The following is an 11,665-nucleotide window of genomic DNA, read 5'->3' as shown; positions in this document are numbered from 1 at the left end:
TCCTAAAATACCATAAACAGTACCACGAACAGTCCCGCCGATAATGTGCAGATGCCGCCCCGCGTGAGGTCCCGCCACGCGTGTGACAACAGCAGTCAGTGTATCAGCCAGAGAGGGGCCGCTGAGCCAGAAAAAGAACGCGATAAACAGGGCCATCACCAGATGCAGAGCACCATTGGCAACTTGCATGAGCAGCACCAGAAGAGACTGCACAATGTCTCCTGCATACGGACGCAGTTCTGCGCCAATATGATCGACATTATGAGCCAGATGCTCCCATTTTACCGCCAACTCCTGCCCAAACATGGGAAGTTTGACGAGCCACTGGGGAGGCGGTGGCAACTCATGGGACACACTGAACAGCGCATTCAGCCGATAGGCCCACCGCGGTCCCGCAGAAACCGTTGCGGACGCCAGAAGCGCCAAGGGCAGAACAAAGCAGAAGGTGCAGAGGCCCGCCATGGTCATGCTGGCCGCAAGAGGTTGCATCCGGCGCCGGAGATATTGAAAGACAGGCCACGTGGCATACGTGAGCACCGCAGCCCAAAGCAGGGCGGAGGAAAAAGGAGCCAGAACGATCACACAGCCATAGGCAATACCGCCAAGAAGCAGCCCGAGCATGATACGTTCGATTGTTATGCCTGACCCGTTGATCATCCGACGAGTAAAACACGGAAAGCACCTTCTGTCTGGCCCTTTTATGCTCATCCCAGATCAGATATGTTAGAGGCGCGGCATGCATCATCATCCACTTTTTCCGGTAGCGTCCTGGCACCTGTCTCCTAAAAATCTTGCGCGCAGGAAGACAACGAATATTACGCCACAAAACGCTTTACGCTCCTGTTTCCGATGATCCGACTTTACGCATCCGCCTGATCATGCGTTACACTTCCAGCCAACATGATGCAGCGATGGGATGAGAACGGCTGATGTTTCCTCTACTCTCCGTAAAAGAACTGTACGAAACATTGCCCACAGGAGAACTTCGCATCTTTGATGCGACAGCCCTTCTTCCTGGCGACACCTTCAACCCATACGCACGCTTTGAGCAGGCCCATATTCCCGGCAGCCGGTATTTTGATGGTGATGAGTTTTCTGATCCGGAGAGCACTCAACCTCATACTGTTCCCACACCAGCACGGTTTGGTAAGCTGTTTGGCCATCTGGGCGTAAAAAATACGGATAGAGTTGTTTTTTACGATCAGGGCAACATCGCCTCTGCCTGTCGGGCCTGGTGGCTAGCACGCTTATTCGGGCATGAATTTGCCTATGTTCTCGATGGCGGCCTGCCCGAATGGCAACGCCATGATCTACCTGTCGAGCAAGGACCAGCAAAGCCAGTTTCGGCCGAAACTTACCAGCCGCGCCCACACTACGAGCGTCTGAAAGGGCTGGGAGACATGCTGGAATACGTGCAAACGGATACGCCGCGTATTCTTGATGCCCGTTCCGCTGACCGTTTCTATGGCCACGTTCCCGAACCAAGACCGGGGCTGGCCTCCGGCCATATGCCTGGGGCTCTGAACATCCCATTCAAGCGGATGCTTGATGACAAAGGATGCTTTCTTCCGCCCCAAACCCTCCGACAAATTTTTCTGGAAGCAGGCATACCGGAAGATCAGGCCGCCGTTACAACATGCGGCTCTGGCATGACTGCAAGCGTGCTCAACGTTGGCCTATGCAGGGCCGGTTTTCCTGACAGCGCATTGTATGATGGATCATGGGCAGAATGGGGTGCGACGCCAGATGCCCCCGTAACAAAGGACGCATAAGAGTATGGCTTCAGAGTTTCAGGTTAGTGAAGGATGGGAAAAACTCTCTTCCGCGCTCACACGTCAGGGCCGTCCTGCGCAGAGGGAGGAAGGATCTCCTGTCAACCTGCCTTTGACGCGCGGGTCCACCGTTCTGTTTCCCTCTCTGGATGCCATGAACAAGCAGGGACACCGGCGCTATGATCACGAATATATATACGGTGCCATGGGCACACCTGTACAACATGAGCTTGAGAAAGTTATTGCCTCTCTAGAAGGCGGCACCAATTGTCAGATCGTCAGTTCCGGCTTGGCCGCGTGCACAACCCCGCTGCTGGCGTTTCTGAAAACAGGTGATCACTGTCTTTTACCCGATAGCGTGTATGGCCCCACCCGGCGCTTTGCTGAAACACTCCTCAAACGTTTTGGTGTTACCACCACCTATTATCCACCCTGCGCAAATGCAGAAACGCTTCAGGGTCTGATGCAACCCAACACACGCGTCCTGTTTGCTGAAAGTCCCGGTAGCCACACGTTTGAAGTGCAGGATATCTCCATGCTGGCCACCATCGCCCATGCAGGGCAGGCTAAGCTCATGCTTGATAACACTTGGGGGTTGGGCATCTTTTCGCCCTTCAAGCACGGAGTGGATATTTCCATTCAGGCTTTGACGAAATATCCCTCCGGCCACTCCGATGTCATTGCAGGAGCGGTTACTGTCAATACGAAGGAAGACTGGCACATCCTCCGGGATGCCGCCATTCAGCTAGGGCAGCTTGCAAGCCCTGACGATTGCTGGCTGACATTGCGCGGTTTACGCACCATGGGGGTCAGGCTGGCACAACAATCCCGTGTCGCCTTCCAGATTGCTCAATGGCTAAAAACTCGTCCCGAAGTCGCGCGTGTTCTGCACCCCGCTCTCCCTGACTGCCCCGGTCACGAGATCTGGAAACGTGACTTCACCGGAGCAGGTAGCCTGTTCGGTGTCGTCCTCAGTTCAGACATAAGCCAAGGCACCATGGAAGCCATGGTTAATTCCCTCAAGATGTTCGGCATCGGAGCATCCTGGGGTGGTTACGAAAGTCTGGTTCTGCCGACATCCGGCGGCATTATTCGGAAGCATCCCGTAGCGGACACCCCTCAAGGTCCTTCATTCCGCTTACAAATTGGGCTGGAGAGCCCTACAGATCTGCAGGATGACCTGGCTCAAGCCTTTGAGGTTCTTAAAAACCCTCGTTAAAAGGCACCTGAAAAATCCGTAGATTGAAGAGAATCAAGATTTTTTGAGTCTGGAAAGGCAGAATGGAAAGCTGGCTATCGGCTCGCCGGGCTGAAAGTACACTACCTTCAATCCCGAAAATAAGAGTCAGCCCAACCGGACCGCCTTTTTTAGGCGGCATATTAGATTTAGCTACTCCGCGACACTTTGAAAAAATAGTTTGCCGGCAACCGATAACAGATCAATCCAGCCCGGCACGAAGCCGGAAGGTTGCCGCTTCCGCCACATGAGCAGGCTGGATTTCTTTTTCGCCTGCAAGATCTGCAATTGTCCGTGCCACACGCAGGAGACGGGTATAACCCCGCGCTGAAAAGCGAAACCGCGCCGATATCTTTTGGGCCATGGCCTGCGCCGACGTAGAAAGACAAAGAGTCTCCAACGCCGCGTTGGCATTCTTGCGGCCACTCTGGCGGGCATACTGCAAGTCACGCGCCATGTTTACGCGTGCCGCCACAGTAGCGCTACGTTCACCAGCCTGCTGAGTCATATAATCCAAGGGCGTAAATGGCTGCATGGCGACATGCAGATCAATCCGATCCAGCAGCGGCCCAGATAGGCGAGCAACGTAATCTTCTCCACACCGAGGCGCTTTGCGGCATTCCCGCTCGGCATCTCCCAAATATCCGCAACGGCAGGGATTCATGGCTGCAATAAGCTGGAAGCGGGCAGGGTAGGTAATATGGGCAGCTGCACGGGCAATACTGACACGGCCTGTTTCCAGAGGTTGACGCAACGCCTCAAGAGCCACCCGCGAGAATTCAGGCAATTCATCCAAAAACAGCACGCCATGGTCAGCGAGACTGATTTCTCCCGGTCTGGCTCGCGCTCCGCCGCCAATCAAGGCGGGTTGACTGGCGGAATGATGAGGGTCCCGATAAGGCGGCCGACGGAGAGGCCGACCATCTTTCAACAATCCCGCCGCACTATATATACGTGAGACTTCCAGGCTTTCCTGTGGTGTCAAATCAGGCAACAAACCGGGCAGCCGCGCAGCCAGCATGGACTTTCCTGCACCCGGTGGTCCCGATAAAAGAAGGGAATGGCCTCCCGCCGCTGCAATTTCCAGCGCCCGGCGACCCGTTTCCATTCCCTTGATATCTGCCAGATCAGGAACGGCTTCTTCTAGACCAAGCTGTTTAACCGCCAATACTGGTGGCGTAAGAACCTGCAACCCATTGAAATGATTGATCAGACTAAGCAGATCTGGGGAAGCAAGTACAGCGATATCGCCGCCACAAAGCGCTTCCTGAGCCTGAGAGGCAGGGCACACAAGCCCTAATTCCATGGACGCTGCCTCGATGGAGGCAGAAAGCACACCCGCTACAGGATTAAGAGAACCATCGAGAGACAATTCTCCCAGCGCAGCAAAGCGGGTAACGTCTTCAAACGGTATGACCTCCATCGCACTCAAGAGAGCGAGCGCTATAGGAAGATCAAAATGTGATCCTTCTTTGGGAATATCCGCAGGGACCAGATTTACCACAATCCGCTTGGCGGGCAGGGCGAGGCCTATAGATGTAAAAGAGGCACGGACACGCTCCCGAGCCTCTCCAACAGCCTTGTCAGGTAACCCCACAATCAGAAAAGCAGGCAATCCAGAGGAGATCTGGACTTCAACCCAGACGGGTCGCGCCTCTATGCCTGAAAAAGCAAAACTCCGAATGCGGGAGTTGATCATTCCCGCACTCTCAACACCGAACTCACGCGCCTTTGTAGATCAGACGCGCACGAATTGTGCCTTCAAGTTCACGCAAGGCCTTCAAAATCCGATCATCGAGGTCGGTATTTTTCCCGGTGTCCGCCTCAACCACCACATACCCGATCTCTCCGTCAGTCTGGAGGAACTGAGCTGTAACGTTGCAGGTTTCGCGCAGGAAAATTTCATTCAGGCGCATCATCATGCCCGGCACGTTATGGTGCACATGCATAAACCGCGTGCCGCGTGGGCTCTGCGGCAACTGCACGCCCGGGAAATTCACCGCCCCAAACGTCGAGCCGACATCAGAATACTCAACAAGCTTGCGCGCCACTTCCACGCCAATCCGTTCCTGAGCCTCGGCTGTGGAGCCCCCGATGTGAGGAGTGAGGATCACGTTATCCACGCCCTGAAGGGGGGTCTCAAGGCGATCATTCGGACCTTTTGGCTCCTTGGGATACACATCAATAGCGGCACCCAACAGATGACCGTCTTTGAGCGCCTCGGCCAGAGCGTCAAGATCCACAACGTTCCCACGAGCGTTATTGATCAGGAAAGAGCCTTTTTTCATGGCTCGGATCTGATCTGCACCCATCAGGTTTTTGGTGGACGGCAGTTGCGGCACATGCAGGCTGACAACATCACTTTCAGCCAGCAGTTCTTCCAACGTGTCTACCGATCCCGCATTGCCGTGGCCAAGCTTATCAACCACATCAAAATAGATCACACGCATACCGAAGGCTTCCGCCAGAACGGAAAGCTGTGACCCGATGGAGCCATAGCCAACAATACCGAGCGTCTTACCTCTTACTTCCCAGCTATTGCTGGCAGATTTCTTCCATGTACCAACATGGCATTCGGTAGAGCGTGGAAAAATGCGGCGCATGAGCATGACAATCTCGCCCATGACCAGTTCGGCTACAGACCGCGTGTTGCTATACGGTGCGTTGAAAACGGGAATACCGTTCATGCGGGCCGTATCAAGGTCAACCTGATTGGTGCCGATGCAAAAACACCCGATGGCAACCAGCCGATCTGCACCTTCTATGACCTCTTTGGTCAACTGTGTGCGTGAACGGATGCCAACAATATGCACACCTTCCAATGCCTTTTTCAGGGCATCGCCCTCAAGCGCGCCTTTGTGGCGCGTGACGTTCTCATACCCACTGGCCTTGAGCAATGCGACGGCACTGTCGTGAATGCCCTCAAGCAGCAGAATGCGGATCTTGTCCTTGGGAAGGGACAGTTGCGTGCTCATGCGGAATAACCATACCTGTTGTGCCGATGCGCAGGCCTATCGCAAATTGCGGCAAATTCATAGATCCTGCGGCATATAACTTCAGTTAACCCTGACCTTTACGGACTGGGCGCGAGTGCCCGAACGGCCTCGGCATGAAGGGAAATGTCTCCCACAGCCAGAACGGTCCTGTCCCCATCAGCATGCAAAGGAGAACCGTCCCACGCCGTTATTCTGCCGCCAGCGCCCTCAACTATGGGCACCAGTGCTGCCCAGTCCCATGGGTTCATGTCACATTCAGCAATGATATCAATCTGCCCCAACGCCAGAAGACCATATGCATAGCAGTCTCCTCCCCATGTCATGCGTTTGGCCCGTTTTTTAAGGGTCTTCCATCCGTCATGCGGGGCGCTTTCCAGCATTTCAGGAGACGTGCATGACAGTTCTGCCTGAGCCAGTTCTTTGCAGGCACGGGTGCCTGCCTGCCCTCCGAGAGGGGAAATAAAACGCGTCTGCTGCCCTGCCAGCCCAATCCATCGCTCCTGAGTGACCGGTTGGTCGATCATACCCAACACCGGCACCCCGTCTTTCAGAAGAGCAATCAGCGTTCCGAACATCGGCCGCCCCGTCACAAACGAACGCGTGCCATCCACAGGGTCAAGCAGCCATCTGTAGGAAGCGCTTTCATTTTCCAGCCCGAATTCTTCTCCAAACACGCCATGGTCAGGCAGACGTTCCGCCAGAATAGCCCGCATCACGCGCTCCGCAGTCCGATCTGCCAGCGTCACCGGGCTCTGGTCCGCTTTATCAATCACAGCCAGAGAAGAACGAAACCAAGGACGCACCACGCATCGCGCCGCATCGGCCATCATGGTAGCAACATTCAGAAAAGGGGTCAGATCATCTACGGTCATGGGAAGCCTTGAAGAAAGGAATGATCTATTCAGCCAATCTGTGCAGATAGGCTATGATATCCGCACGTTGCTCCGGTGATGATATCCCGACAAGCGACATCCGGGTTCCGGGAGCAAAGCGGGCAGGGGAAGTCAACCAGTCTGACAGGGCCTGATCCGACCAGACATGCTCTTTCTGCCCGAGAAGCGCGGACGAATACGCATATCCCGCAGCAGTCGCTATTGGCCTGCCCGCAACACTAGCAAGGTTGGGGCCCACACCATCAGCCGCTGCACTGACAAGCGCGTGACAACTTGAACAGATCTGGCGCGCAAGTTCTTCACCACGGTCAGCATCAGCATGCGCCATGTAAGGTGCGATAGACACCTTTTCCGTGCCCGGTACGGAAAAGGCTGGCTTGACCGGGACGTTGGCGGGCACAACGCCTGAGGCTACCGCGCTACAGATCCAGGCCACAGCAATACTCAGCAACCCGGCAGCGGCAGCCTTGTTGAGAAACACGCTATCCATCTGGGCGCTGCTTCCTCCAGTTGCGTTTGGCCTGCGGCTTTCCTAAACTACGCGCCGCTTCGTGTGAAGCATCTCACCGTGCTGGATATGCAGCACCGTTTCCACAATGTTTCCAAGGCTATATTCCGTGCCGAATGACAGAGCAAGCTGATGGTTTCTCCGCTTGTTATTATTCCCGCAAGACTTGCGTCCACCCGCCTGCCGGGCAAACCGCTCGCTGATATTGCAGGCAAACCCATGATCGTGCGGGTTATGGAAGCAGCTTTAGCCGCTGACATCGGACCAGTAATCGTCGCGGCCGCAGATCAGGCTATTTGTGATGCTGTGCAGGGTGCTGGAGGAAACGCTGTTCTGACCAATCCAGCGTTACCGTCTGGTTCAGACAGGGTTTGGGAGGCAGCCCAACTGGTTGATGCTCAAGGCAAGCATGATCTCATTATCAACCTGCAAGGTGACTTGCCAACTTTTCCGCCATCCTCTCTCCGGGCCATCCTGAATCCATTGAACAAGCCAGAGTTTGATATCGCGACCCTCGTGGCTCCTGTGCTGTCAGAGGAAGAAAAACTGGCATCTTCCGTGGTCAAGGTCGCGTGCGATTTCCCGGTAGATGCCATTTCGGCCCCGGCATTATATTTTTCGCGCCTTCCTCTTCCATGGGGCGAAGGGCCGCTCTGGCATCATGTCGGGGTCTATGGCTGGCGCCGTGACGCTCTCCAGCGGTTTGTCAGCCTGCCAGAATCCGGATTGGAAAAGCGTGAAAAGCTGGAACAGCTTCGCGCACTTGAAGCAGGGATGCGTATCGGGTGCACGAAAATTGACATAGCGCCCTTTGGCGTAGATACCCCAGCAGACCTTGAACGCGCCCGACAGGCCTTCGGAGCATAATCAAAGACATGACCAAAAAGGTTATCGCCTTTCAGGGCAGACCCGGCGCCTATTCCGATCTGGCATGCCGTACCGCCAAGCCCGGCTGGCAAACGCTACCGTGCAAAACATTTGCGGAAGCGATTGAGGCTGTCCACAAAGGTGACGCTGAACTGGCCATGCTGGCATGTGAAAATAGTCTGGCTGGCCGCGTGCCGGACATTCATTCGCTCCTGCCCAATTCAGGTCTCTATATTGTGGGAGAGCACTTCCAACGCGTGGAGCATTGCCTTCTTGGTGTGCCGGGAACCCGCATTGAAGACGTGAAACGCGTTCACACCCATCCTGTTGCCATGGGCCAGATCAGCACCCTGCTGAAAACCCATAATTTCACGCCTGTCGTTGAGTTTGACACAGCCGGGGCGGCAGAGTTGGTCGCATTGTGGAAAAAACCCGAGGAAGCAGCAGTCGCATCAGAACTGGCGGGGCAATTGAACGGGCTGCAAATTCTGCAGAGAAACGTTGAAGATGCAAAGCACAACACAACGCGCTTCTATATTGCATCCCGCTCCGAACAGCGCCCGTCACCCGGCACGCCTGACAATATGACAACGGTCATTTTCAGCGTCAAAAATATCCCGGGCGCGCTTTACAAGGTTCTGGGAGGGTTTGCGACCAGTGGGGTCAACATGACCCGGCTAGAAAGCTACATGACGGGCGGCGGCTTTGCCGCAACCCGCTTTCTGCTGGATGTGGAGGGGCACCCGGAAGATGCCCCCCTTGGCAAAGCGTTAGCTGAACTTGATTTCTTCTCCGAAAACGCCAAAATCCTTGGTGTTTACAAGCAGTCGCCCTTCCGGCGGCAAATGTCAGGCCGTCCCCCTGAAGAACCGTCTTCAGGATGCGCAGACGCCATTGCAGGATAGACGACAGCCCATGTCAGATACATTGTTTACCGGCTCCATCACCGCCCTGATTACCCCTATGAACCGCGATGGCAGTCTGGATTTCACATCTTTCGAAAATCTGGTGAACTGGCAGATAGAGGAAGGTACGTCCGCGCTTTGCGCGATGGGCACAACAGGCGAAAGCCCGACTCTCTCCCACTCCGAACACCATGCTGTGGTTGAGCGGACAATCAAGGTTTCCGGCGGTCGTGTACCCGTCATTGCAGGGGCAGGGTCGAACAGCACATCTGAAGCAATTGATCTGGCAAAACATGCAGAACAGGCCGGGGCCTCAGCCGCTCTCGTCGTAACGCCCTATTACAACAAACCCACGCAGGAAGGGCTTTATCGCCATTTCATGGCCATTGCAGATGCCATTTCCATTCCTGTGGTGCTGTATAATATTCCGGGTCGCTCCGTTGTGGACATCAACGTTGAAACAATGGCTCGGCTCGCCAAACATGCCAATATCATTGGTGTGAAAGACGCAACTGCAAATCTGCTTCGCCCCCTGCAAGTGCGCCGCGCCATTACCAAACGGTTCAACCAGCTTTCCGGAGAAGACGGCACAGCAGTTGCATTTCTGGGAGCAGGAGGAGATGGCTGCATCAGCGTAACCTCTAATGTTGCCCCATCTCTATGTGCTGCTGTACAGAAGGCTTGGCAGGAAGGGCGCGCGGCTGATGCGATTGCGGGCCAGGACAAACTGCTTCCCCTGCATGACGCTCTCTTCTGCGAAAGCAATCCTGGCCCGGTAAAATATGCCGCCAGCCTGCTTGGTCTGGCAGGAGAAACCACACGCTTGCCACTCGCCCCCTTGACGGAAGCATCGCGTCGGCTTGTCCGCTCTGCGCTTGTTGATGTTGGGCTGCTCGACTGATGGCTCAAAAACCGCGCAAAAATACCATGATATCCCATGGTATTGCTGCCCAGAATCGCAAGGGACGCTTCAATTACGCCATCAAGGAAACCGTTGAAGCAGGACTTGTTCTTAAAGGGGCGGAAGTCAAAAGCCTGCGCCTTGGCCGCGCCATGATTACCGAAGCCTATGCAGGCGAACGTAACGGCGAGCTCTGGCTCTTCAACAGTTATATTCCTGAATATCAGGGGGGCGTTCTTTCTCGATTTGACACACGCGCCCCCCGCAAGCTCCTCATGCATCGGAAACAGATCGAAAAATATCTTGGGGCGATTGCACGGGAAGGGGCTACTCTGGTGCCACTCGACATCCATTTCAACAACCGCGGTGTTGCCAAAGTAACGCTCGGCCTTGGGGAAGGGAAAAAGAATGTCGATAAACGCCACGCCATTGCAGAGCGAGACTGGCAACGTGATAAAGCACGCCTAATGCGCAACAAAGGGCGAGGGGACTACTAAGCGCGCTTTTGCCTTTTCGATTTTTCCTCACCACTTTCATACAAAAAAAACCCCGCTAAAAGCGGGGTTTCTCGTTTTCTGCCAAAACAGAAAATATCAGGCCGGGTCGATCTGAGCGGCTTCTGGGCCTTTCTGACCCTGAACCACTTTCACGTTTGCCGTCTGACCTTCGTTGAGGCTGGAAAGACCGGAGCGCTCAAGAGCAGAAGCGTGAACAAAAATGTCCTTGCCACCACCATCAGGCGTGATGAAACCAAAACCCTTGGTTGCATTGTACCATTTGACAGTCCCGCGAATTTCTTCTGCGAAAGACATATCAGGAGCAGGGCGCGGAGCGCGAGCGAAACCGCCGCTACGAGGTGCACCACCAAAGCCACCGCCTGCTGAACGCGGACGTTCCGGCTGAGCCGTGCTTTCGTCAACAGAGATCACTTCCGCGACCTGACGACCTTTAGGGCCCTGGCCAATACGCACAACCAGCGTTGCACCCGGGCTTACGCCTTCGTGACCAATCTGGGAAAGAGCGTTGGCATGCAGGAACACATCGCCTGAACCATCAGCCAGTTCAACAAAGCCGTAGCCTTTTTCACTGTTGAACCATTTGACAGTCGCTCCGATTTCCGGACCGGAAGCGATAACCTGCGGGCCACCAGCACCGCCACCAGCGGGTCTACGCGGAGCGAAGCCACCACGGTCTGCACCAAAAGAGGGGCGTTCGCCATAAGAAGGCGTTGACATAAAATCGTCGTCAAATCCGCCGCGGCGCGGAGAGCGAGAGCTGCGGTCGGTCCTGTTACTTCTCAACGGTCTTGATCCTGGAGCATGGAGAAAGCCAAGCCTTCTCCAGATATTGAAAAATGGGCAGATTGCCTGAACTGGTTGACGCAATGCCCGCAAACGAGCAAAACCCTGTCCCATTCCATAAGCACTGCAACCACACCCGGTATTTTTCTAGCATACCGTCTGTAGCGTAGCTATAGGAAAGCATGAAACGAGCGCGCGTTTCATCCCTTTTCGTACCTATAACAATTTTGTGATACCCGCATGAATACGCCTGCTCCGCAGACACCCTTCATGTGTGCCATGCGC

12 protein-coding genes are annotated in these 11,665 nt (G+C 55.0%); 6 read left to right on the top strand and 6 right to left on the bottom strand.

The features are described from left to right. A partial coding sequence (locus AD948_RS10065; protein WP_140385756.1) for an AI-2E family transporter occupies positions 1–657 on the bottom strand: 657 nt, incomplete at its 3' end. Positions 658–929: 272 nt separating this feature from the next. Here AD948_RS10065 and AD948_RS10060 point away from each other — a divergent pair. Then, entirely contained in the window at positions 930–1,772 is an 843-nt protein-coding gene (locus tag AD948_RS10060) for a sulfurtransferase (RefSeq protein ID WP_082782390.1), read from the top strand. A 4-nt stretch (positions 1,773–1,776) separates the two neighbouring features. Continuing rightward, positions 1,777–2,991 carry a cystathionine beta-lyase gene (gene metC, locus AD948_RS10055; protein ID WP_061471786.1) on the top strand — a complete coding sequence of 405 codons (1,215 nt, stop codon included), beginning with the start codon at positions 1,777–1,779 and terminating at the stop codon, positions 2,989–2,991. A gap of 220 nt (positions 2,992–3,211) precedes the next feature. Here the strand turns inward: metC and AD948_RS10050 are convergent, their stop codons facing one another. The 4 genes from AD948_RS10050 to AD948_RS10035 form a co-directional block, all read right to left on the bottom strand. Further along, positions 3,212–4,708: a YifB family Mg chelatase-like AAA ATPase gene (locus AD948_RS10050; RefSeq protein WP_061471784.1), complete on the bottom strand. Its 1,497-nt coding sequence runs from the start codon at positions 4,706–4,708 to the stop codon at positions 3,212–3,214. 22 nt (positions 4,709–4,730) lie between these two features. Beyond that, positions 4,731–5,984 (bottom strand): phosphoglycerate dehydrogenase, encoded by a 1,254-nt coding sequence (gene serA, locus AD948_RS10045; protein ID WP_058988932.1) that lies wholly within the window; start codon positions 5,982–5,984, stop codon positions 4,731–4,733. Between the two features lie 98 nt (positions 5,985–6,082). Then, on the bottom strand, positions 6,083–6,877 hold the full coding sequence (locus AD948_RS10040; RefSeq protein ID WP_061471782.1) for an inositol monophosphatase family protein: 795 nt from the start codon (positions 6,875–6,877) through the stop codon (positions 6,083–6,085). Between the two features lie 25 nt (positions 6,878–6,902). Then, on the bottom strand, positions 6,903–7,388 hold the full coding sequence (locus AD948_RS10035) for a c-type cytochrome (protein WP_061471780.1): 486 nt from the start codon (positions 7,386–7,388) through the stop codon (positions 6,903–6,905). 150 nt (positions 7,389–7,538) lie between these two features. Between AD948_RS10035 and AD948_RS10030 the strand changes: the two genes are divergently transcribed. Genes AD948_RS10030 through smpB form a run of 4 tightly spaced genes read left to right on the top strand, consistent with a single transcriptional unit; the run spans position 7,539 to position 10,576 of the window. Beyond that, entirely contained in the window at positions 7,539–8,273 is a 735-nt protein-coding gene (locus AD948_RS10030) for a 3-deoxy-manno-octulosonate cytidylyltransferase (protein WP_061471778.1), read from the top strand. Between the two features lie 8 nt (positions 8,274–8,281). Next, on the top strand, positions 8,282–9,178 hold the full coding sequence (locus AD948_RS10025) for a prephenate dehydratase (RefSeq protein WP_061471777.1): 897 nt from the start codon (positions 8,282–8,284) through the stop codon (positions 9,176–9,178). Between the two features lie 10 nt (positions 9,179–9,188). Continuing rightward, positions 9,189–10,079, top strand: coding sequence for a 4-hydroxy-tetrahydrodipicolinate synthase (gene dapA / locus AD948_RS10020; protein WP_061471775.1), 891 nt, complete (start codon positions 9,189–9,191; stop codon positions 10,077–10,079). Next, entirely contained in the window at positions 10,079–10,576 is a 498-nt protein-coding gene (gene smpB / locus AD948_RS10015; protein WP_006557895.1) for an SsrA-binding protein SmpB, read from the top strand. Before dapA ends, smpB begins: the two co-directional genes overlap by 1 nt. A 96-nt stretch (positions 10,577–10,672) precedes the next feature. Here the strand turns inward: smpB and AD948_RS18865 are convergent, their stop codons facing one another. After that, complete coding sequence (locus tag AD948_RS18865; protein ID WP_081473529.1) at positions 10,673–11,380, bottom strand: cold-shock protein; 708 nt, start codon at positions 11,378–11,380, stop codon at positions 10,673–10,675. Positions 11,381–11,665: the final 285 nt, after the last annotated feature.

Source organism: Acetobacter senegalensis, assembly GCF_001580995.1.
GTDB classification, from domain to species: Bacteria; Pseudomonadota; Alphaproteobacteria; order Acetobacterales; family Acetobacteraceae; genus Acetobacter; species Acetobacter senegalensis.
The sequence above is the reverse complement of the archived record's forward strand: the minus strand, read 5'-3'. Positions and strand labels throughout refer to the sequence as shown.